The sequence below is a fragment of the Mesorhizobium sp. M1252 genome (assembly GCF_040318265.1).
Classification (GTDB): Bacteria; Pseudomonadota; Alphaproteobacteria; order Rhizobiales; family Rhizobiaceae; genus Mesorhizobium.
Window position 1 is genome coordinate 196,275 of record NZ_JAMYLX010000011.1, and the last position, 22,594, is coordinate 218,868.

18 protein-coding genes and 1 pseudogene are annotated in these 22,594 nt (G+C 64.1%); 12 read left to right on the top strand and 7 right to left on the bottom strand.

Translation table 11 applies throughout. From position 1 onward, the window contains the following. Positions 1 to 45: 45 nt before the first annotated feature. Positions 46 to 186: a hypothetical protein gene (locus NKH22_RS22355; protein WP_006206855.1), complete on the top strand. Its 141-nt coding sequence runs from the start codon at positions 46 to 48 to the stop codon at positions 184 to 186. On the opposite strand, the gene NKH22_RS22360 is transcribed toward NKH22_RS22355, so the two are convergent. From NKH22_RS22360 to NKH22_RS22370, 3 genes are read right to left on the bottom strand one after another with little or no spacing between them, the layout of a single operon-like run. Beyond that, positions 183 to 950 (bottom strand): metallophosphoesterase family protein, encoded by a 768-nt coding sequence (locus NKH22_RS22360; RefSeq protein WP_023827915.1) that lies wholly within the window; start codon positions 948 to 950, stop codon positions 183 to 185. The two genes, NKH22_RS22355 and NKH22_RS22360, sit on opposite strands and share 4 nt — an antisense overlap. A gap of 55 nt (positions 951 to 1,005) precedes the next feature. Further along, on the bottom strand, positions 1,006 to 2,142 hold the full coding sequence (locus NKH22_RS22365) for an alpha-hydroxy acid oxidase (RefSeq protein ID WP_352910999.1): 1,137 nt from the start codon (positions 2,140 to 2,142) through the stop codon (positions 1,006 to 1,008). Positions 2,143 to 2,154: 12 nt separating this feature from the next. Then, positions 2,155 to 2,952, bottom strand: coding sequence for a FadR/GntR family transcriptional regulator (locus NKH22_RS22370; RefSeq protein WP_023830453.1), 798 nt, complete (start codon positions 2,950 to 2,952; stop codon positions 2,155 to 2,157). A 205-nt stretch (positions 2,953 to 3,157) separates the two neighbouring features. Here NKH22_RS22370 and NKH22_RS22375 point away from each other — a divergent pair, with 205 nt between their 5' ends. The 4 genes from NKH22_RS22375 to glcF all read left to right on the top strand — a co-directional run bounded on the left by NKH22_RS22375 (position 3,158) and on the right by glcF (position 9,045). Next, positions 3,158 to 4,480: a DUF3422 family protein gene (locus NKH22_RS22375; RefSeq protein ID WP_352911003.1), complete on the top strand. Its 1,323-nt coding sequence runs from the start codon at positions 3,158 to 3,160 to the stop codon at positions 4,478 to 4,480. A gap of 265 nt (positions 4,481 to 4,745) precedes the next feature. Continuing rightward, the gene (locus NKH22_RS22380; protein WP_352513113.1) at positions 4,746 to 6,242 is read left to right on the top strand and encodes an FAD-linked oxidase C-terminal domain-containing protein; all 1,497 of its coding nucleotides are present in this window, start codon (positions 4,746 to 4,748) and stop codon (positions 6,240 to 6,242) included. Between the two features lie 203 nt (positions 6,243 to 6,445). Beyond that, on the top strand, positions 6,446 to 7,651 hold the full coding sequence (locus tag NKH22_RS22385; RefSeq protein WP_352911005.1) for an FAD-binding protein: 1,206 nt from the start codon (positions 6,446 to 6,448) through the stop codon (positions 7,649 to 7,651). A gap of 68 nt (positions 7,652 to 7,719) precedes the next feature. Further along, positions 7,720 to 9,045 (top strand): glycolate oxidase subunit GlcF, encoded by a 1,326-nt coding sequence (gene glcF / locus NKH22_RS22390; protein ID WP_352911007.1) that lies wholly within the window; start codon positions 7,720 to 7,722, stop codon positions 9,043 to 9,045. 4 nt (positions 9,046 to 9,049) lie between these two features. Here glcF and NKH22_RS22395 read toward each other — a convergent pair. Further along, positions 9,050 to 9,971, bottom strand: a pseudogene (locus tag NKH22_RS22395) (bifunctional 5,10-methylenetetrahydrofolate dehydrogenase/5,10-methenyltetrahydrofolate cyclohydrolase). Positions 9,972 to 10,240: 269 nt separating this feature from the next. Beyond that, the gene (locus NKH22_RS22400) at positions 10,241 to 10,984 is read right to left on the bottom strand and encodes a L,D-transpeptidase (RefSeq protein ID WP_352498900.1); all 744 of its coding nucleotides are present in this window, start codon (positions 10,982 to 10,984) and stop codon (positions 10,241 to 10,243) included. Positions 10,985 to 11,193: 209 nt separating this feature from the next. Here NKH22_RS22400 and NKH22_RS22405 point away from each other — a divergent pair, with 209 nt between their 5' ends. Beyond that, positions 11,194 to 11,832, top strand: a complete 639-nt coding sequence (locus NKH22_RS22405; RefSeq protein WP_352911010.1) for a DNA-3-methyladenine glycosylase I — start codon at positions 11,194 to 11,196, stop codon at positions 11,830 to 11,832. A 127-nt stretch (positions 11,833 to 11,959) separates the two neighbouring features. On the opposite strand, the gene NKH22_RS22410 is transcribed toward NKH22_RS22405, so the two are convergent. Then, a complete protein-coding gene (locus NKH22_RS22410; protein WP_023681830.1) occupies positions 11,960 to 12,202 on the bottom strand; it encodes a hypothetical protein in 243 nt (80 codons plus the stop codon). 203 nt (positions 12,203 to 12,405) lie between these two features. Between NKH22_RS22410 and hisS the strand changes: the two genes are divergently transcribed. The 5 genes from hisS (at position 12,406) to NKH22_RS22435 (ending at position 19,098) form a co-directional block, all read left to right on the top strand. After that, entirely contained in the window at positions 12,406 to 13,908 is a 1,503-nt protein-coding gene (hisS, locus tag NKH22_RS22415) for a histidine--tRNA ligase (RefSeq protein WP_023686833.1), read from the top strand. A 178-nt stretch (positions 13,909 to 14,086) separates the two neighbouring features. Next, on the top strand, positions 14,087 to 15,205 hold the full coding sequence (locus NKH22_RS22420) for an ATP phosphoribosyltransferase regulatory subunit (protein ID WP_352535631.1): 1,119 nt from the start codon (positions 14,087 to 14,089) through the stop codon (positions 15,203 to 15,205). Then, positions 15,202 to 15,903 carry an ATP phosphoribosyltransferase gene (gene hisG, locus NKH22_RS22425; RefSeq protein WP_023695113.1) on the top strand — a complete coding sequence of 234 codons (702 nt, stop codon included), beginning with the start codon at positions 15,202 to 15,204 and terminating at the stop codon, positions 15,901 to 15,903. The genes NKH22_RS22420 and hisG overlap by 4 nt, the downstream gene beginning before the upstream one ends. A gap of 231 nt (positions 15,904 to 16,134) precedes the next feature. Beyond that, positions 16,135 to 17,895: an AMP-binding protein gene (locus NKH22_RS22430; RefSeq protein ID WP_023820858.1), complete on the top strand. Its 1,761-nt coding sequence runs from the start codon at positions 16,135 to 16,137 to the stop codon at positions 17,893 to 17,895. 99 nt (positions 17,896 to 17,994) lie between these two features. Then, positions 17,995 to 19,098 (top strand): calcium:cation antiporter, encoded by a 1,104-nt coding sequence (locus tag NKH22_RS22435; protein ID WP_023820859.1) that lies wholly within the window; start codon positions 17,995 to 17,997, stop codon positions 19,096 to 19,098. 107 nt (positions 19,099 to 19,205) lie between these two features. On the opposite strand, the gene NKH22_RS22440 is transcribed toward NKH22_RS22435, so the two are convergent. After that, the gene (locus tag NKH22_RS22440) at positions 19,206 to 20,114 is read right to left on the bottom strand and encodes a hydrogen peroxide-inducible genes activator (RefSeq protein WP_023667719.1); all 909 of its coding nucleotides are present in this window, start codon (positions 20,112 to 20,114) and stop codon (positions 19,206 to 19,208) included. A gap of 140 nt (positions 20,115 to 20,254) precedes the next feature. Between NKH22_RS22440 and katG the strand changes: the two genes are divergently transcribed. Beyond that, a complete protein-coding gene (gene katG / locus NKH22_RS22445; protein ID WP_352911015.1) occupies positions 20,255 to 22,450 on the top strand; it encodes a catalase/peroxidase HPI in 2,196 nt (731 codons plus the stop codon). Positions 22,451 to 22,594: the final 144 nt, after the last annotated feature.

Genomic DNA, 22,594 nt, shown 5'->3' on the forward strand with positions numbered 1-22,594 from the left:
CATTGGTAACCGCCTCGTGCCCAGATGCAGGAAGCTCAACTAGAGATGACGTCCGTGAAAGCAGCGCTTCTGTCCTTTGTCATGCTGTCTGCCATCGTTTTGTGCGGTCTCGGCATTTATTCCGCCGATGCAGCCAACAACCATCAGGCCGTCGACGGCTACGGCGTCACCGCCGCGCTTCGCTAAAACGCTTTTCCCTGCACAGTCAGGATACGCTTGTCCGCGCCGTCCACGGCGAGCGCGCTGAGCATGCCTGACTGCCAGGCGAGCGTGTCGACATTGACGCGGTTCGGCATCACCTCCGCCTCCGGCACCGGTGTGTGGCCGTGCACGATCACCTTCGGGTAAAGCCCTGGATGGTTGTGGAAGACGTCGCGGATCCAGACCAGATCCTGCGGGCTCTGGCTCTCCAGCGGCACGTCAGGCCTGACGCCGGCATGGCAGAAGAAGAAATCACCTGATATCAGTGACAATTGCAGCGACCGCAGGAAGTCGACATGGGCTTGCGGTACAGCATTGACCAGTGCCTGGTGTCCCCGCCGTAACGCCTCGGCCTTGCCGAACCAGCTTGCGTGTCCCGCTAGGTCGACGCCATAGGATTGTACCGTCTGCACGCCGCCATAGCGGATGAACAGCCCTTCCGGGTCGGGCTCGTCGAGAAAATCGAGGAAGCCGATATCGTGGTTGCCGGCGAGCATCAGATGCCGTGGATCGCGTTTCTGTGCCTCGATCAGGAAGTCTATGACGCCCTTGGACTCTGGTCCGCGGTCGACATAGTCGCCGAGGTGGATGACGCGCCAATCGCTGGTCGGCTTGTATTCGAGTTCGCTCTCGATGCGGCGATGCATGGCGGCGAGCAGATCGAGCCGGCCATGCACGTCGCCGATCGCATAGAGGCGCATGCCATCGGGCGCGCGCGCGTCGAGGTAGTGGATGCCGGTCTCGGTCAAGGCGGCTTCGTCTCCGTGATCCAGCGAGGCTAGGGTCTAATCGGTGAACAAGACCCTATCGCCGCAACTGGTCCTTGCCCATCTCGGTCACCAGCCGTTTGCCGCACAGTGCCAGCGTGACGTCCATCTCCTTGCGGATGATGTCCAGCGCCAGGGTCACGCCTTGCTCGCCCATGGCGCCCAACCCGTACAGGAACGGGCGGCCGATATAGGTGCCCTTGGCGCCGAGGCAAAGCGCCTTCAGCACGTCCTGGCCCGAGCGGATGCCGCCGTCCATATGCACCTCGATCCTGTCGCCGACGGCATCGGCGATCTCTTCCAGCGCCATGATTGACGACGATGCGCCGTCGAGCTGGCGCCCGCCATGGTTGGAAACGATGATGGCGTCGGCGCCGGTCTCGACCGCCATCAGCGCGTCCTCCTTGTCGAGAATGCCTTTCAGGATCAGCTTGCCGCCCCAACGTTCCTTGATCCAGGCGACATCCTTCCACGACAGATGCGGGTCGAACTGCTCCGTAGTCCACGATGCCAGCGAAGCGACGTCGCCGACGCCCTTGGCATGGCCGACAATGTTGCGGAAGGTGCGGCGCTTGGTGCCGGCAATGCCCATCAGCCAGCGTGGCCGCATGGCGATGTTGGCAATGTTGGCCAGCGTCATCTTGGGCGGCGCCGACAGCCCGTTGCGGACATCCTTGTGGCGCTGCCCCAGGATCTGCAGGTCGAGCGTCAACACCAGCGCCGAGCATTTTGCAGCCTTCGCCCTGTCGATCAGGTCGAGCACGAAATCCTTGTCGCGAAGCACGTAGAGCTGGAACCAGAACGGCTTCTTGGTCACCGACGCGACATCCTCGATCGAGCAGATGCTCATCGTCGACAGCGTGAACGGCACGCCGAATTCCTCTGCCGCCTGCGCGGCCAGCATCTCGCCATCGGCATGCTGCATGCCGGTCATTCCAGTTGGGGCAAGCGCCACCGGCATCGCCACTTTCTCGCCGATCATGGTCGATTCCAGCGAGCGGTTGCTCATGTCGACCAGCACGCGCTGACGGAATTTTATCTTCTGGAAGTCCTCCTCGTTGGCGCGGTAGGTGCTTTCGGTCCAGGCGCCGGAATCGGCATAGTCGTAGAACATCTTCGGCACCCGCCGGCGCGCCAGGTCCTTGAGATCGGCAATGGTGAGGATGTCGCTCATGGTGGTTCCTCGTTAGCCAGTCGTCTTGAAGCCGTCGTCGGCGTCGGAGCGCTGCTTAAGCCTGAGCCGCGACACGCGCTGCCAGTCGCCGCTGCGTTCGGCCTCGAGCATCGAGCGTTCGACATAGGAGATATGGTCCATCGCCGCCTGCCGGGCGGCAGCCGGATCGCCTGCCTTCACCGCTTTGTAGATCGCCCGGTGCTGGGCCAGCAGCGCCTCGCGCGCTCCGGGCACGCTGAACACCAGAAGCCGGTTCTGGAACACGCCTTCAGACAGCAGCCGGTAGCAGGAGCGCAGTGTGTGCAAGAGGATGATGTTGTGCGCGCATTCGCACACAGCATGGTGGAACTCGACGTCGATTTCCGCCTCGTCGTCGAAATCTCCGGTGCGGTGCGCCTCGTCCATGCGCGCCATGATGCGGTCGAGCAGCGCAATGTCGTCCGCTGTCGCGCGCCGCGCCGCATATTCGGCCGCAACACCCTCGATCTCGCGGCGGTATTCCAGATAGTCGGTCACCGCCTTGCGGTGCATCGAGATGAGGTCGGTCACCGGCTTGGTGAACAACTGGCCGATGACGTCGGCGACATGGGTGCCGCCGCCGGCCTTGGTGATCAGCAGCCCGCGCCCTTCCAGCGCCTTCAGCGCGTCGCGCAGGATCGGCCGCGACACGTCGAACTGGCGCGCCAGCTCGCGCTCGCCCGGCAGCCGGTCGCCGGTGCGCAGCACGCCTTCAAGGATCAGGCTTTCGATCTGCTGCACCACCTCGTCGGCGGTGCGCGAATGCTCGATCCTGGAGAAAATATCGCTCAACGGGGGCCTGGGAAATTGAACCTGTGTCGCGCAAGATAAAGCCAGCGTCGCCAACTGGTCAAATTATTTATCCAATTCGCCCAATCGGGTCGGTCTGCGCGTCGCGCCGGCAGGACTTACGATGCTAGACTTTGGTGTTTACGCGCCTCATGGATTGCCTTTAGAGCACGCCATCACACGAAGGGTCGAGAACAGGGGGACCACCGTGTCGGACGAGACGTCCAACCTCGAATTCCAGCCGCGCGCCCAGGGCAGCGTGATGGGCTTTCCCGCGCATGAGGGACGGCCCGGCGCGCTTGGCGAGGTCCATGCCCGGCCGCATCCGCTGATCGAGAAGCCGCGCGTGCTTGTGCAACTCGCCTTCATGACCGAGGGCGGCTCCGGCGTCGACATGGCCGTGCTCTCCGAACTGTCGCGGCGCCTCGGCATTGCCGCGCCCGACCGCCATGCCCGCCACCACGCCATGAAGTGGGGCAAGGGTACGGTGCGCTGGGAGCGGCACACCGAATTCTCGACCTATCTTTGGGAAGGGCCGCTTGCCGAAAGCGGCAGGGCGCAGGAGGATTCTCCTTTCGGCAACGGGTTCTCGCCGCCGGGAACGGTGATCTCAGGCATAAGGCTGGAGATCCGCAAATGGACGCCGGCAAGCGAGAAGCTGATTGCGGCCTTCGACCCGACGAGCCTCTGCTATTCGCTGGTCGAGCGCGGCAATGCGGCCATAGTCACCGATTTCCGCCAGGACGGCGACGGCCTGACCCGCATCCTGGTGCTTGATCGCGGCCTGACGCCGGCGCGGACCGGCGCGCTGTCGCAGCGGCTGATCGACGTCGAGACGTATCGCACGCTTGCCATGCTCGGCCTGCCGCTGGCGCTGACGCTGTCGGGCCGCGCCCGCCGCATCGAGGACCGGCTGGCGCAGACCACGCTGGAAATGAAGGTCGCTGAAACCCGCGACAGCCAGACGCTGCTCGCCGACCTGACCGAGCTTGCCGCTGAACTCGAGGCTGATGCCGCCTCCAGCCTCTATCGCTTCGGCGCCAGTCGCGCCTATGACGGCATCGTTGTCGAGCGGCTGGAAGCGCTGGACGAAGAAGCCGTGCCCGGCTACGACACTTGGGGCGGCTTCCTGCAGCGGCGGGTGGCGCCTGCCATGCGCACCTGCCGTTCGGTCGAGGAGCGCCAGGCCAACCTGTCGCGCAAACTAACCCGCGCCACCACGCTGCTGCGCACCTGGGTCGATGTCGAGGTCGAGAAGCAGAACCGCGATCTGCTGGCGTCGATGAACAACCGCGCCCGGCTGCAACTGCGGCTGCAACAGACGGTGGAAGGCCTGTCGGTGGCGGCAGTGTCCTACTATGTCGTCGGCCTGATCTCCTATCTCGCCAAGGGCGCCTCGATCTTCGGCCATGCCTTTGCACCCGAAATCGTCACTGCCGCGGCGGTGCCGGTCGCCATCGTGCTGGTCTGGTGGGGCGTGCGGCGAGTCAGGCGGATGCACTCCGAGCCGGCGAAACATCCGGGGGAGTAGGAGCGCACTTTACCCTCCCCCTTGTGGGGAGGGTCGATCCGCATAGCGGATCGGGGTGAGGGTGCTCGTAAAGAGCTTTCGTCGCGCGGACCCCCACCCCGCTCACTGCGTTCGCGACCCTCCCCACAAGGGGGAGGGTTAAGATCCATAGCGGCAGATTGCCGCTGCGGAAGGCTGGCAGTACGCTCTTTGCCCGACGCGGTGTTTGCAACATCCGGATGTAACTGGTAAAAGATTTTTACCAGCCAAGCGGAGGACGCCGCCGATGTCCGGCCTTGTCATGCCCAAGCCAGACGACGCCACGATGCGAAGGCGCGCAGAGATCGTCGCCGACATGCGCATCATCGTGCCGGGCGAGGGCGTCGTCGACGCCACCAACGAAATGCGCGCTTTCGAAAGCGACGGTCTCACCGCCTACCGGCAATTGCCGCTGGTCGTGGTGCTGCCGGAAACGGTGGCGCAGGTGTCGCGCATCTTGAAATACTGCAACGACCGCAACATCCGTGTCGTGCCGCGCGGCTCCGGAACCTCGTTGTCGGGCGGCGCGCTGCCGCTCGAGGATGCCGTGCTGCTGGTCATGAGCCGCTTCAACCGCATTCTGGCCATCGACTATCCCGACCGCATCGTCGTCGCTCAGCCAGGCGTTACCAATCTTGGCATCACCATTGCCGTCGAGCAGGAGGGCTTTTACTACGCCCCTGACCCATCCTCCCAGATCGCGTGCTCGATCGGCGGCAATGTCGCGGAAAATTCCGGCGGCGTGCACTGCCTGAAATACGGCCTGACCGCCAACAATGTTCTGGGCATCGAGATGGTGCTGATGAACGGCGAGGTGGTGCGCCTGGGCGGCAATCATCTGGACTCGGAAGGCTATGATCTCCTCGGCGTCATGACGGGGTCCGAAGGCCTGCTCGGCGTCGTCACCGAGGTCACGGTACGCATCCTGAAGAAGCCGGAGACGGCGCGCGCTCTGCTGATCGGCTTTCCGACCAGCGAGCAGGGCGGCCAATGCGTCGCCGACATCATCGGCGCCGGCATTATCCCTGGCGGCATGGAGATGATGGACCGGCCGGCGATCCATGCCGCGGAAGATTTCGTCCATGCCGGCTACCCCCTTGATGTCGAGGCGCTGCTGATCGTCGAACTCGACGGGCCGGGCGTCGAGGTCGATCACCTGATCGGTCTCGTCGAAGCGATCGCCTATAGGAACGGCTCCACCACCTGCCGCATCTCGCAATCCGAACAGGAGCGGCTGAGTTTCTGGGCCGGCCGCAAGGCGGCCTTCCCGGCGGTCGGCCGCATCTCGCCCGACTATTACTGCATGGATGGCACCATCCCGCGCAAGGAATTGCCGCGTGTGCTCGCCGGCATGCGCGAACTGTCGGAGAAATACGGCCTTGGCGTCGCCAATGTCTTCCACGCCGGCGACGGCAATCTGCATCCGCTGATCCTCTACGACGCCAACGTGCCGGGCGAACTCGACAAGGCGGAAAGTTTTGGCGCCGACATCTTGCGGCTCTGCGTCAAGGTCGGCGGCGTCTTGACCGGCGAGCACGGCGTCGGCGTCGAGAAGCGCGATTTGATGCCGGAGATGTTCAACCAGATCGACCTCGACCAGCAAATGCGCGTCAAATGCGCCTTCGACCCCAACCATCTGCTCAACCCCGGGAAGGTGTTTCCACAACTGCGCCGCTGCGCGGAGCTTGGGCGCATGCACGTGCATCGCGGCCAGGTGGCGTTTCCGGACATTCCGAGGTTTTGAGTGGCTAAGTTGGCGCGTGAACACCCCCCTCTGTCCTGCCGGACATCTCCCCCTCAAGGGGAGAGATTGGCAGCTTGCGCGCCTTACCCTTCCTTCAAGGTCGGAGATTGGCGAAATCGGATGCGACTTCCGATCTCCCCCCTTGAGGGGGAGATGTCCGGCAGGACAGAGGGGGGCGCGAAGGAACTCGACCCATCTTCGCCATGACGACCTTCACTCCCACCACATCGGCCGAGACCCTCTCCATCGTCCAATGGGCGGCCGCGGAAGAGTCACCTTTGGAAATCATCGGCCACGGCTCCAAGCGCGGCATCGGCCGGCCACAGCAGAGCGAACACACGCTCGATCTTTCGAAGCTCACCGGCGTCACCCTCTACGAGCCGGCCGAACTGGTGCTGTCGGCGAAGGCCGGCACACCGCTTTCCGATATAGAAAGCCTGCTCGCCGAAAACGGCCAGCAACTTGCTTTCGAGCCGATGGACTACGGCCCATTGTTCGGCGGTATCAAGGGAAGAGGCACGATCGGCGGCGTGCTTGCCGCCAACCTGTCCGGCCCGCGCCGGCTGAAGGCGGGCGCCGCGCGCGACCATATCCTTGGCATCAACGCGGTTGCCGGTCGTGGCGAAGCGTTCAAATCAGGCGGCCGCGTCGTCAAGAATGTTACCGGCTACGATCTGTCGAAGCTGATGGCCAACAGCTGGGGCACGCTGGCTGTATTCACCGATGTCACCTTCAAGGTGCTGCCGGCGGCCGAGATCGAGGTGACGCTTGCCGTGCGCGGCTTGCTCGACGATGCGGCGGCTGCCGCCATGGCGCTGGCGCTAGGCTCCAGCGCCGAAGTGTCGAGCGCCGCCCATCTGCCCGAGCGCACCGCCGCGCGCGTTGCCGGCGGCAGTCTCGGGGCCGACGCCGCAACGCTGCTGCGCGTCGAAGGCTTCGGCCCTTCGGTCGCCTACCGCATCGAGGCACTGAAAACCCTGCTCAAAAATGCGGGCCCGCTGCAGGAGATTGCAGGCGAGGCCTCGCATTCCCTCTGGCGTGACATAAGGGACTGCACGCCATTCGCCGACCGTAGCGAAAAGCCGGTCTGGCGCGTCTCCATGGCGCCGTTTCAGGCCCATCAGATGGTGCTGACGCTACGCATGCAGATCGGTGTCAGCGCCTTCTACGACTGGCAGGGCGGGCTGGTCTGGCTGCGCATGGAGGAGGGCGATCCCGAGGCCGCCCTGCTGCGCGGGCTGATCAGAAAGCTTGGCGGCGGCCACGCCACGCTGGTGCGCGCCACCCCTTCGCATCGCGCCGCCGTTCCGGTGTTCGAGCCGCAGGCACCGCATAAGGCCGCACTGTCGGCGCGGCTCAAGGCCGAGTTCGATCCCAAGTCCATCCTCAATCCCGGCCGCATGGCCTAGAGCAATTCCAGGAAAAGTGTGAAGCGGTTTTCCGTCCGGAATTGCGTCTAAACTAAAGACTAAAAGAGATGCAAACTAACTTCTCCCTTGCCCAGCTCGCCGATCCCCATGTCGCGGAATCGGAGAAGATCCTGCGCAAATGCGTGCATTGCGGCTTCTGCACCGCCACTTGCCCGACCTATGTGACATTGGGAAACGAGCTGGATTCGCCGCGCGGCCGGATTTACCTCATCAAGGACATGCTGGAGAACGGCCGCCCGGCCGACAAGGAGATCGTCACCCATATCGACCGCTGCCTGTCCTGCCTCGCCTGCATGACGACCTGTCCGTCGGGGGTCAACTACATGCATCTGGTCGACCATGCCCGCGCCCATATAGAGGAGACTTACAAGCGGCCGGTGCTCGACCGGCTCACCCGCGCCATGCTGGCCTTCGTGTTGCCCTATCCCGGGCGCTTTCGTGCCGCGCTGAAACTGGCGAGACTGGGCAAGCCGTTCATTGGTCTGTTCGAAAAGGTGCCGGCCCTGAAGCCGCTCAGCGCGATGCTGAAGCTGGCACCGGCCTCGATCCCGACGGTCTCGCCAATGGCCTCTCCCGGCGTCCATGCTGGCAAGGGGACGAAGAAAGGTCGCGTCGCCATCCTCACCGGCTGCGCCCAATCGGTGCTCGACCCCGCCATCAACGAGACGACGATTGCATTGCTGACCAGGCTTGGCGTCGAGGTCGTGGTGCCGCAGGGCGAAGCCTGCTGTGGCGCGCTGGTCCATCATATGGGCCGCGAGGCAGCAGCCCTTGCCTCGGCACGGCAGAATGTCGATGCGTGGACGCGTGCCATCGACCAGGGCGGGCTCGACGCCATCGTCATCACCGCATCGGGCTGCGGCACAACGATCAAGGACTACGGCTTCATGCTGCGCCTCGATCCGGCCTATGCCGACAAGGCCGCGCGGGTCTCGGCGCTGGCCAGGGACATTACCGAATATCTCGCAAGCCTCGACCTGCCCGAGCCGGTGCGCAAACCCGGCACCGTCGTCGCCTATCACTCCGCCTGCTCGATGCAGCACGGTCAGAAGATCATCCGCCAGCCGAAGGAATTGCTGTCCAAGGCGGGCTTCGTCGTGCGCGAACCGCGCGAGGGGCATCTGTGCTGCGGCTCCGCCGGCACCTACAACATCCTGCAGCCGGAGATTTCCGCAAGGTTGCGTGACCGCAAGGTGAAGAACATCGAGGCGACCGACGCCGAAATCGTCGCCACCGGCAACATCGGCTGCATCACCCAGATCGCTTCGGCTGCAAAGCTGCCGGTGGTGCACACGATCAAGCTGCTCGACTGGGCCTATGGTGGTCCGAAGCCGGAGGGCGTCTCCGAAGGAAACCTGGTCGCCGCCGAGTAAGCAGCTATTCCGCTGCCAGCCGGCCCACCACGCCATACGTCGCCTGGTAGCGCGCGCGCTGGCGGCTGAGCGCGACCATTGTGTTGCGCAAGAGGATCGCCACAGTGATCGGGCCGACGCCGCCCGGCACCGGCGTGATCCAGGACGCGACTTCCTTCACGCTCTCGGTGTCGACGTCGCCGACGATGCGGCTCGTGCCGTCCGGGCCGATCTCGGAATTGATGCCGATGTCGATGACGGCCGCACCGGGCTTCACCATGTCGGCCTTGATCAGCCGCGGCTTGCCGACGGCGACGAACAGCGCATCGGCGCGGCGCGCATGTGCCGCCACCGAGCGCGTCATGTGGTGGCACACCCGTCACCGTTGCGCCTTCGCTCATCAGCAGGAAGGCAATCGGCTTGCCGACGATCTCGGAATGGCCGACGACGACGACTTCGAGCCCCTTGAGGTCGAGGCCGGTTTCCTTGAGCAGCTCGACCGAGGCCGCAGCCGTGCAAGGCGCGAGATCGAGCTGGTTGTAGACGATATTGCCGATCGACGCCGGATGCATGCCCTCGACGTCCTTCAGTGGATGCACCGCCGCTTGCAGCGTCTTGATCGGGATATGCGCCGGCACCGGCCGCTGGATGATGATGCCGGTGACGCGCGGGTCGGCGTTCAGGCCGTGGATCGCCGCCTCGAGTTCGCCGGCGCTGATGTCGGCGGGGAACCGCCGCTCCTCGAAACCGATGCCGGCAAGCGCGGCCTTGGCGCGCTGGTTGCGCACATAGACATCGACGGCAGCGGTATCGCCGACGGTGATCGACACCAGCTTGGGCGGAAAACCTTCGGCGGTGGCGATGGCGGCATCCTCGCGCACGGATGCCATGATGCGCTGGGCGACCGGGCCGCCCCGGAGATAGCGGCTATCGTCTGGCGGAGACATGGCTGAACCTTTGCAGCGAGTTTGGCGCAGGGGAGTTTAGCCGTCCCTATAGCAGGGGAAATGCGGCAAGGCAGCGTGAAAGCGAACCGTCATCCCCCTGGCGCGACGTTCTGGCGCAGCCTGGCTCAGCTATAGCCGCAAAGAGAAAGGGCAGCGCGGTTTCCCGGGCTGCCCTTTCCTGACTGGCCGCATCCCCACACGGCCCGTCCCCGTAAACTCTTCCCGATCCTGAAGGTCTAACCTTCTGGACCAGATGATTCGGTAGCCGACTATATCACGACCACGGTCGTTCCAACATTGACCCTCTCGTAAAGGTCAACCACGTCCTCGTTGCGCATGCGGATGCAGCCGGAAGACACCGAGCCGCCGATGGTCCATGGCTGGTTGGTGCCGTGGATGCGGTATTCCGTCGTGCCGAGATAGAGCGCGCGGGCGCCAAGCGGGTTTTCCTCGCCGCCGGCCAGATAGGTCGGGAGGTAGCGGCCCTTGGCGGCCTCGCGCTTGATCATCTCCGCTGGCGGGCGCCAGTCCGGCCAGACGCGCTTGTTGGTGATCTTGTGCGTGCCAGACCATTCGAAGCCAGGCTTGCCGGTGCCGACGCCATAGCGCCGCGCCTTGCCGTTCTTCTCGACCAGGAACAGGAAGTTCTGCGTCGTATCGATGACGATCGTGCCCGGCTTCTGTGGGCCGTCATAGGCGACTTCCTGCGGCAGATAGAGCGGATTGATCTGCGGCCGCATCACCACGCGCTTGACCGGCGCCTGCACGGAAGCAGTGCGAACCCGATCGGGTCGCGCCGGCTGCGCATAGCGAACGCGCGGCTGTTGGACCACCTGTCGGCTCTGCCGCACGATGCCGGGCGCCCGGCCAAGCTGCAGCACCCAGGGTGCGGAAAGGTCGGGGCTCACCATCACCGGCGGCCTTTCGGCATAGCGGTCGTTGGCGGCAGACGAGGTGACGCCGGCGGCCAGAATGGCCACGGCGCCGAGCACGGAACGCAAAAAGATCTTCATCGGAACGCACCTTGATCGTCGAACGGACGGAGGCGGAACTTGCCCCCGGTTGCGCGATCCTTGGCGCGAAGCGGCAACCGAAACATGAATCGGAATGCGTAAAATGCCGCTTTGTCAGTAAACCTTTTGGTGTGGTTACCGCCGGGTTCAGGAATCTGGTAAAGCCGTGGTAAATGCAGCGCGAAAGCGCGTTAACGGATGGATCGGCCATGGCGCAAGACAACACCGGACTGCTTACCGGCTCCGACGGGATCACGCGCTGCTTCTGGCACGGCAATCTGCCGGACTATCTGCACTACCACGACCATGAATGGGGCCGGCCGGTCGCCGACGACCGCAGGCTGTTCGAAAAAATCTGCTTGGAAGGCTTTCAGTCCGGCCTGTCCTGGCTGACCATTCTGCGCAAGCGCGAGAATTTCCGCGAGGCCTTCGCCGGTTTCGACTTCGACAAGGTCGCCGCCTTCACCGACGAGGATGTCGAGCGCTTGGTCGCCAATGCCGGCATCATCCGTCACCGCGGCAAGATCGTCTCGACCATCAACAACGCCAAACGGGCGTGCCAAATGGTCGACGAGTTCGGTTCGCTGGCCGCCTGGTTCTGGAAGTTCGAGCCGGGGCCGGAGGAGCGGCCGGCGGTGGTGGACATGGCGCATCTACGCGCCAACCCGACGACAGCGGTCTCGATCAGGATTTCGAAGGAGTTGAAAAAGCGCGGCTGGAGCTTTGTCGGACCGACGACGGTTTATGCCTTCATGCAAGCGATGGGTCTGGTCAACGACCATCTCGAGGGGTGTGTTTGCCGGGAGCAGGTGGAGAAGGAACGCAAGGCCTTTAAGAGGCCGAAGTAGGGCGCTGTCCCCCTACCTCCCCCTTGTGGGGAGGTCGCGCCGAAGGCGCGGGTGGGGGTATCTTGGCGCCGCACCCCCACCCCGACGCTACGCGTCGACCCTCCCCACAAGGGGGAGGGTAAGGAACTCACGTCCCGCTGGCGCCAGTCAGGAACAATCCCGCCACAATCGCCGCCAGTGCCGCAAAGGCCGGATAAATCACCAGCAATCCGGTCATCAGCGCCTCGCGCATGGTGGAACCCTTGCGCTCGTCGGCGGTGACCTCAAACGGACCGAGGCTCGCCGTCACCTGCGCACGGCTCTCGGCCGGCCGCAGCCGGACTTCATGCAAGCCGTCGTCTCTGATGTCGAACTTGTGTGCCGCAGTCATGGCCCCAACCCTTTGTTTCGGCGCGCTTATCGGCTCTGATTGTGTCGGCACGATGCCGCGCCGATGGCGGAATTGTTTCCTTTTGGTGCGTTTTGTTTCGGAGGAGAAGGAAAAAGCGCAAACCCTTGCCGCACAAAGCCGCTTCGGTTAGGACACGCCCACTCCAAACAAGTCATCGATTACTAAGCGAAAAGACCCATCCCATGGCCGACAAATCGGAAAAGACGAAAGCGCGGCTGCCGCGCGGCTTTGCCGACCGCAGTGCGGAAGACATCCGCGCCGTCGAGAAGATGATGGCGACGATCCGCTCGGTCTATGAGCTCTATGGTTTCGAGCCGGCCGACCAGCCGCTGATCGAATACACCGATGCGCTGGGCAAATTCCTGCCCGACCAGGACCGGCCTAATGAGGGCGTATTTTCTTTCCAGGACGATGACGAGCAGTGGCTGTCGTTGCGCTACGATTTGACTGCGCCGACGGCGCGTTATGTCGCCGAGAATTTTGAGCGACTGCCGAAGCCCTATCGCAGCTACCGCTCCGGCTGGGTGTTCCGCAACGAAAAGCCCGGCCCCGGCCGCTTCCGCCAGTTCATGCAGTTCGACGCTGACACCATCGGCACACCGGGCGTCGCGGCTGATGCTGAAATGGCGATGATGATGGCCGACGTGATGGAAGCGCTCGGCATCAAGCGCGGCGACTACGTCATCCGCGTCAACAATCGCAAGGTGCTCGATGGCGTGCTGGAAGCGATCGGCCTTGGCGGCGATGAGAATGCAGGGCGTCGGCTGACGGTGCTGCGCGCGATCGACAAGCTGGACAAGCTCGGACCGGAAGGCGTGAGACTGCTGCTTGGTCCGGGGCGCTGGGATGGCGGCAAGGAAGGCGAGGGTGACTTTGCCAAGGGTGCCGGACTGAATGAGGCGCAAGCCGAGGCCGTTCTTCTCGCGACAGCGAGGGAACAGGCCCGCCAGGATTCCAATGTCGATGCGAACGCGATCTATCAGGAAGGCGTTGGCGAGCTCTCCACGATTGAAGCCTTGGTCAGGGCGGCAGGGTACGGCGAAGATCGTATCGCCATGGACCGCTCCGTCGTGCGTGGCCTCGAATACTACACCGGCCCGGTTTTCGAGGCCGAGCTTCTGGCCGAAATCCCCAACGAAGACGGCCAGATCGTGCGCTTCGGTTCGGTCGGTGGTGGCGGCCGCTATGACGGGCTGGTCTCGCGCTTCCGTGGCGAGCCGGTGCCGGCGACCGGCTTTTCGATCGGCGTCTCCCGCCTGATGACGGCGCTGAAGAACCTCGGCAAGCTGGACACCACAGACGTGATCGCGCCGGTCGTCGTGCTGGTGATGGACAAGGATACCGAAAGCCTCGGCCGCTACCAGAAGATGGTGGCCGGCCTGCGCGCGGCCGGCATCCGCTCCGAAATGTATCTCGGCGGCGCCGGCATGAAGGCGCAGTTGAAATATGCCGACCGCCGCGGCAGCCCGGTTGCCATCATTCAGGGCGGCGACGAGCGCGCCAAGGGCGAGCTGCAGATCAAGGATCTGATCGAAGGCGCACGCATGTCGGCCGAGATCACCGACAACGCCGAATGGCGGGCCGCAAGGCCAGCGCAGGTGACCGTGGCGGAGAGCGAGCTGGTCGCCGAGGTGAAGAAGATTCTGGCGGCGCAGGCGGCCGACCGTGCGAAGGGTGGCGCTTGAACACCCCCCTCTGGCCTGCCGGCCATCTCCCCCTCAAGGGGGGAGATTGGATGTCATCGGCGCTTTCGCGAATCTTCATCGCTGCAGGAAACGATCCGACGCTAAAGCTGCCAATCTCCCGCCTTGAGGGGGAGATGGCCGGCAGGCCAGAGGGGGGTGCCTCGCACCCAACCAGCCGATGACTCGCTATCCCGCCATCGCATCCGAAATCACTAAGCTCTTCGCCACCCGCAACACCCATGCGGTTGAGGTCGCGGTGCTGCAGCCGGCCGACCCATTCCTCGATATGGCCGGCGAGGATCTGCGCCGCCGCATCTTTCTCACCGAAAGCGAGACCGGCAAGACGCTGTGTCTGCGGCCCGAATTCACCATCCCCGTCTGCCTCGACCACATCGCCTCGCAGGCGGGCACGCCGCGTCGCTATTCCTACATCGGCGAAGTGTTCCGCCAGCGCCGCGAGGGCGGCAACGAGTTCTTTCAGGCCGGCATCGAGGATCTCGGTGACCGCGATACGGCCGAGGCCGATGCGCGTTCGCTGGTCGATGCGCATGCGCTGCTGCAGCTGGTGCTGCCGGCGCAACCTCTTGCGATCACGCTCGGCGACCAGACCATCTTCGAGGCGGTGCTGGCGGCCCTCGGCCTGCCGCGCGGCTGGCGCATGCGACTTGCGCGTGCCTTCGGTTCGGCGCCGATGCTGCAGGCAGCGTTGTCCGATCTCGCCAACCCGCCACGCAACGGTGAGCTTGACGGCGAAGTCGCGGCCCTGGTGCTCGATGGCGATCTCGAAGCGCTTTCCGCCCACATTGCCGGCGGCATGGAAGAGGCCGGCCTTTTGGCATCCGGCGGACGCGCGCCAGTCGACATTGCCCGGCGGCTGATCGAAAAGGCCGAATTGCGCAGCGTGCGGCTGTCGAACGAGGCCTTTGCAGCACTCAGGGATTTCCTCGCCATCGACGTGCCGCTCGACGGCTCGAGTGCTGCGCTCGAAAGTTTTGCGGCCTCTGCCGGGCTTTCGCTGGGCGCGGCGCTGGAAAAATTCGCCGCCCGCGCCAAAGCCATCGAGGCACATGGCCTGCCTGCAAAGACGATCCGCTACGACGCTGCCTTCGGCCGTCCGCTGGATTACTACACCGGCATCGTTTTCGAGATCGAAGCACTTGGTGGCGAGCGGCCGCTGGCCGGCGGCGGTCGCTACGACCGGCTGCTGACCCTGCTCGGCGCCAAGACGCCGATCCCCGGCGTCGGCTTCTCTGTCTGGCTCGACCGCATCGAAGCGCTGCGGGGAGAGCCGCAATGATCACGCTGGCAATCCCATCGAAAGGCCGGCTCAAGGAGCAGGCCTTGGAGGTACTGGCCAGGGCCGGGCTTGCCGTCAGCCTGCCCGGCGATGAGCGCCAGTACCGCGCCCGCATCGACGGCGCCGAGGGCATCGAGGTGGCGTTCCTGTCGGCGTCCGAAATCGCCGGCGAGATTGGGCAAGGTTCGGTCGACCTCGGCATTACCGGCGAGGATCTGCTGCGCGAAAACCTCGCCGACTGGGAGGCGCGCGCCGAAATCGTCGCTCGCCTCGGCTTCGGCCATGCCGATGTCGTGGTCGCGGTGCCCGGCATCTGGCTCGACGTCGATACTATGGCCGATCTCGACGATGTCGCCGCCGATTTCCGCCAGCGCCACGGCAGGCGACTGAGGATCGCAACCAAATACTGGCGGCTCACGCAGCAGTTCTTCTCGCAAAAGCACGGCATCCAGGTCTACCGCATCGTCGAAAGCCTCGGGGCCACCGAAGGCGCACCGGCGGCAGGCCTCGCCGACGTCATCGTCGACATCACCACCACCGGCTCGACCCTGCGCGCCAACCATCTCAAGGTGCTGGCCGATGGGGTTGTGCTGAAGTCGCAGGCCTGCCTCGTGGCTGCCAGGAAAGATCGTGCTGCTGCGGATGAGGCGCTAGTGCGGGAAATAGCCGCGAAGATGAGCGCGCTCCCTCCCCCTTGAGGGGAGGGTGGACAGCCGCCAAAGGCGGATGGACGGGTGGGGTCGCTCCGGCAGTGCTCGACGCGAGACCACCCAAGCCGGGTCGACCGTGACCAAGGAAGTCGAGCACTTCGCCGAGGACCCCACCCGCCTCGCTTCGCGAGGCACCCTCCCCTCGAGGGGGAGGGGAACCGCCTGTACTTTCCACCACCCCATCAGGCTGCTAGGCTCACTCATCGGGAGGAAACGGCGATGGCGATTAATCTCGACGAGCTCAAGAACGCCACCAATCTGCGCGGGCGCGGCAGGGCGTTCATCGCTCCGCTCGACGGCCGGGCACATGTGTCGGGCGACCGTTCGGTGCCGCTGCTCGACAAGACGATCCCTCAGCTTTTCTCCGACACGGTCGGCAGATACGCCACGCAGGATGCTGCCGTCTTCGTCGGCCAGGACAAGCGCTTCACCTGGAGCGAACTGTCGGACACGGTCGATACGCTCGCCGCCGGCTTCCTGGCGCTTGGCCTCGAAAAAGGCGACCGTGTCGGCATCTGGTCGCCTAACCGCTGGGAATGGCTGGTCACCCAGTTCGCCACCGCTCGGATCGGCCTGATCTTGGTCAACATCAACCCGGCCTACCGGCTGACGGAGCTGGAATATGCCCTCAACAAGGTCGGCTGCAAGGCGCTGGTCACCGCCGCCAGCTTCAAGACCTCTGACTATCTCGGCATGCTCGAGACGCTGGCGCCGGAGCTGGCCAGGGCCACCCCCGGCAAGCTCAGGGCGCAGAAATTGCCGGCGCTGAAGATCGTCATTCGCATGGGCGACGACAACTCGCCCGGCATGTTCAATTTCGCCGATGTGCTGTCGATGGCCGGCCGCGACGAGCATGACAGCCTCGACCGCATCTCCGAAGGGCTGAAGCCGGGCGAGGCCATCAACATCCAGTTCACATCAGGCACGACGGGCGCGCCCAAGGGCGCGACGCTGACCCACACCAACATCGTCAACAATGGCAATTTCGTCACCGCTGCGATCAAGCTCACCGTCGACGACCGGCTCTGCATCCCGGTGCCGCTCTACCACTGCTTCGGCATGTCGATGGGCACGATGGGCTGCGTTACCAAGGGCGCGACCATGGTGTTTCCTGGCGAGGGTTTTGACGCCGGCGCGACGCTGAAGGCGGTGGCGCAGGAACGCTGCACCGGCCTCTACGGCGTGCCGACCATGTTCGTCGCCATGCTCGACCACGCCGACTTCACCAGCTTCGATCTCTCCAGCCTGCGCACCGGCATCATGGCGGGCTCGCCATGCCCGATCGAGGTGATGAAGAAGGTGGTGTCGCTGATGCATATGGAAGAGGTGACCATCGCCTACGGCATGACCGAGACCAGCCCGGTCTCGTTCCAGAGCAGCGTCGACGATCCGCTGGAAAAACGCGTCTCCACTGTCGGCCGCATCCATCCGCATGTCGAGGTCAAGGCCATCGACGCCGAGGGCGCCACCGTCGCCGTCGGCGCGCCGGGTGAGCTGTGCACCCGCGGCTATTCCGTCATGAAAGGCTACTGGGACGACGCGGAAAAAACCCGCGAGGCGATCGACGCCGACGGCTGGATGCACACCGGTGATCTCGCCACCATCGACGCCGAGGGCTATTGCAACATTGTCGGCCGGGTCAAGGACATGGTCATCCGCGGCGGCGAAAACGTCTATCCCAGAGAGGTCGAGGAATTCCTCTACCGCCATCCCAAGGTCAAGGAGGTGCAGGTGTTCGGCATTCCCGACGCCAAATATGGCGAGGAGCTGTGCGCCTGGATCGTGCTGAAGCCCAACCAGATCGCCACCGAGCAGGAGATCAAGAATTTCTGCGCCGGCCAGATCGCCCACTACAAAATCCCCCGCTACATCCGCTTCCGCACCGAACTGCCGATGACGGTGACGGGCAAGCCGCAGAAGTTTTTGATGCGCGAGGCGATGATGGAGGAACTGGGGCTGGTGGTGCAGAAGACGGCTTGAGGGGCTGAGGCCGGTGATGGAGATTGCCGGCTTCGCAATGACATCGGGGTGCTCCATACAGGCCTGCCGCAAGGTTCGCAGAAACGCATGGGGGCTTGAATGACTGGTTTCGCACGATTGGTGACGTCCTATGCGATGCCATTGGCTGCCGTCGCGATGGCCGTTGCGGTCATAGCCAGCGGGCTATCGGTGGACGAAGGTTCGCAGAGCGTCAGGGTCCTCGTCGGAGCGCTTTCGAGTGCGATCATGTTCATCACCATTTTCGTGGTGCTCGACCACGCCGAGGCGGTTGCCCACCGTGTGGGAGAGCCCTACGGCACATTGGTGCTGACTTTTGCCGTGACGGCTATCGAGGTGTCGATCATCGTTTCCATGATGCTGCATGGAGAGAACAACCCCACGCTTGCACGTGAGTCCGTCTTCTCGACGGTGATGATTGCCTCCACGGGCGTTGTCGGAATGTGTCTCACGTTTGGCGGCTGGCGTCACCGCAAGCAGGCAATTGTCCGTCAAGGGACCAGCGCATATCTGGCCGTTCTGGTCGCACTGACCGTCATGACGCTTATCCTGCCGACCTATACACGGACCACCGATCCCGGCACATTTTCAGCAGCTCAACTTGGTTTTGTGAGCGTACTTTCTGTGCTGCTCTATGCAAGTTTTGTGTTCGCGCAAACCGTCCGGCACCGGGACGACTTCATCGAAGGACTGGCACACGACGCTCCGGCGCGAACCGCCCCTCACAAAAGCGTCTCTTCCAGCGCTCTGCTCCTGGTCATCGGACTGATCGGAATTGTCATGCTCGCCGAGCAGGTCGCCGCAAGTGTGGAAGATGCGCTCGTTGCCTACCAGGTGGCCCAGGCTGACAGCATTGTGGGAGCAATGATCGCGGGTCTGGTTTTGATGCCGGAAGCCATTTCGGCGGTTCGCGCTTCACTCAACAATGAGCTGCAGCGCGGCCTGAATGTCGCAATGGGTTCGGCTTGCGCCACGATTGGTTTGACAATACCTGCGGTCGCAGCAGCCAGCCTGCTTACGGGACGAGGGTTGACCCTGGGGCTCCCGGAAGCTGACGCAGTACTTTTGGTTTTAGCGCTTTTCATATGCGGCGTAAGCTTTAGCAACGAAAGGACGACCTTCCTGACCGGAATCGTCCATGCCGTGGTATTTTTCGCGTATGTATTTCTGGTATTTATCCCTTGAGGCTTTGGTGCGATCTGGCGACCAGCCGTCAAGGCGGGTATTCTCGAACGCGCCTGATTTGAGTTTCTTTTCGGGGTTCCCAAGGCGCCATCTAAGACCCGAACGACTCACACCCCCAGCACCGCCGCATCCAACCCCCGAATGATCTTCGCCAGTTCCACGCATTCATCATGCCGCACCTTGTTGCGGCGCCAGGCGAGGCAGATCGTGCGTTGCGGCATTGGCTCTTGGAACGGCACGATCTTGAGGTCCGGCATGGCGCTGGCCGGCCTTGCCGCCATTTCGGGGATGAGCGTGACGCCGAGACCATGCGCCACCATCTGCAGCAGCGTCGTCAGGCTGGTGGCGCCGTAGCTTGCCATCGCTACGGGACGCACGCTGCCGCACAGGGCCAGCGCCTGTTCGCGCAGGCAGTGGCCTTCCTCCAAAAGCATCAACCGCTCCAGCGCCGGGCTTTCCGGCGGCACCGGTGGCGAGGCGAAGGCTGGATCTCCGGCTGGCACGGCGAGGAAGAAGCGGTCGGCGAACAGTTCCTCGGTGACCAGGCCCGGCTGCTCGAGCGGCAGCGCGGCGATGAAGGCGTCGAGCCGTCCGGTTGCCGTGTCCTCGACCAGTGATGCCGTCACTGCTTCGCGCAGTTCGAGCTGCAGGGACGGAAAATGCCGCTTCAGCTCCGGGAGCACATGCGGCAAAAGATACGGCGCCACGGTCGGGATGATGCCCAGCCGGAAGCGGCCTTCCATGGCCGGGCGGCCGCGCCGGGCCGTCGTCTCGACATCACTGATGTCGCGCAGGATGCGCTCGATGCGTGGCAGCAGCGCTTGCGCCTCTTCCGTCATCCGCACCGTCTTGCCGCCGCGCTCGAACAGCCGGCAGTTCAGCCTTTGCTCCATCTCGGCGATCTGCGCGGACAGCGCCGGCTGGCTGACGCCGGCGAGTTTTGCGGCGCGGCCGAAATGCAGCGTTTGCGCCAAAGCCTCGAAATATTGCATCTGCCGCACGGTCAAGCCAATCATAAGGAAAGCCTATCGCAACAAACAGGAAAGGCAATTTGTTTTTATCGAAGAGACGGCTTAGTCTGGAACCATTCCAGAGTGGCGCGGCTCCCGGCCGGCCCGGAAAAAACAACACATAAATCAGCAATTCGGAGGCCAAGATGGACGCGATGACCGACGACAACAGCGCCGGCAAATGCCCGGTCGCGCATGGAACCTCCGCCAGGACCAACCGCGACTGGTGGCCGAACCAGCTCGACATCGGCGTTCTCCACCAGCAGTCGAGCCTTTCGGACCCGATGGGCGAAGCTTTCGACTACGCCGCGGAGTTCAAGACGCTCGACCTCGACGCGGTGATCGAGGATTTGCACAAGGTGATGACGGATTCGCAGGATTGGTGGCCGGCCGATTTCGGCCATTACGGGCCGCTGTTCATCCGCATGGCCTGGCACAGCGCCGGCACCTATCGCATCGGCGACGGCCGGGGTGGCGCCGGTGCGGGCCAGCAGCGTTTCGCGCCGCTGAACAGCTGGCCGGACAACGCCAATCTCGACAAGGCGCGCCGGCTGCTGTGGCCGGTCAAGCAGAGATACGGCCGCAAGATCTCCTGGGCCGACCTGTTGATTCTCACCGGCAACGTCGCGCTGGAATCGATGGGCTTCAAGACCTTTGGCTTTGCCGGTGGCCGCGCCGATGTCTGGGAGCCCGAGCAGGATGTCGACTGGGGTTCGGAAACCAAGTGGCTCGACGACAAGCGCTATTCCGGCGACCGTGAGTTGCACGGCCATCTCGGCGCGGTGCAGATGGGCCTGATCTACGTCAACCCGGAAGGGCCGAACGGCAAGCCGGATCCGCTGGCCTCGGCCCGCGACATCCGCGAGACCTTCGCGCGCATGGCAATGAACGATGAGGAAACCGTGGCGCTGATCGCCGGCGGCCACACATTCGGCAAGACCCATGGGGCCGGTGATGCAGCACTTGTCGGCGCCGAGCCGGAAGGCGCGGGCATCGAGGCGCAGGGCCTCGGCTGGTCGAGCAAGCATGCCACCGGCATTGCCGGCGATGCGATCACGTCCGGCCTCGAAGTTACCTGGACGACGACGCCGACCAAGTGGAGCAACAACTTCTTCGACAATCTCTTCAACTTCGAATGGGAGCTGACCAAGAGCCCGGCCGGGGCCCATCAGTGGACGCCGAAGGGCGGCTCTGGCGCGGTTACGGTGCCGGACGCGCACAATCCCTCGAAGCGTCATGCGCCGGCAATGCTGACCACCGACCTCGCGCTGCGGGCCGACCCGGCCTATGAGAAGATCTCGCGCCGCTTCCACGAGCATCCGGAGCAGTTCGCCGATGCCTTCGCCCGTGCCTGGTACAAGCTCACCCATCGCGACATGGGGCCGGTCGTGCGGTATCTCGGCCCGCTGGTGCCGAAGGAAGAGCTGATCTGGCAGGATCCGGTTCCGGCCGTCGACCATGAGCTGGTCAGCGACCAGGATATCGCATTGCTGAAGGCCAAGATCCTGGCTTCGGGCCTCAGCGTTTCGCAATTGGTCTCGACCGCCTGGGCCTCGGCCTCGACCTTCCGCAACTCCGACAAGCGCGGCGGCGCCAATGGCGCGCGCATTCGTCTGGCGCCGCAGAAGGACTGGGAGGTCAACCAGCCTGTCGAACTGGCCACCGTGCTGGCGAAGCTCGAAGCCATCCAGAACGAGTACAACGCAGGCGGCAAGAAGGTCTCGCTGGCCGACCTCATCGTGCTCGGCGGCGTCGCCGCGGTCGAGAAAGCCGCAACGGATGGCGGCAATGCGGTGAAGGTTCCCTTCACGCCCGGCCGCACCGACGCCTCGCAGGCGCAGACCGACGTCCATTCCTTTGCGGCGCTCGAGCCGAAAATTGACGGCTTCCGCAACTATGTCAGGGGCAAACCGCCGATGTCGGTCGAAGCCATGCTGGTCGACCGGGCGCAACTGCTCAACCTGACGGCGCCGGAGATGACGGTGCTGGTTGGTGGCCTGCGCGTGCTCGGCGCCAACACCGGCGGCTCGAAGCATGGTGTGTTGACCGACAGGCCGGGCACGCTGACGAACGACTTCTTCGTCAACCTGCTCTCGATGAGCACCATCTGGGATCCGGCCTCCGAGCCGGGCTCGCATGAGGTCTATGAAGCACGCGACCGCAAGACCAGGGCAGTCAGGTGGACCGCCACACGCGCCGACCTGATCTTCGGCTCGCATGCGCAGCTGCGCGCGCTGGCCGAGGTCTACGGGTCGGCGGATGCCGGGCAGAAATTCGTTGGCGATTTCGTCAAGGCGTGGACCAAGGTGATGAACGCCGACCGTTTCGACATCGCTGCCTGATACAACCTCCCAAACGAAGGGGGGGGGGCGCGGCGAGCGGCGCCCGATGTTCAGCGAGTATTGGGGAAAAAGAAGTTGAGAAAAAAGAGCATTGGAGGTCAAACCGACACAAAATGGCCCAGCAGACAGCCACTCCGAAAAGCA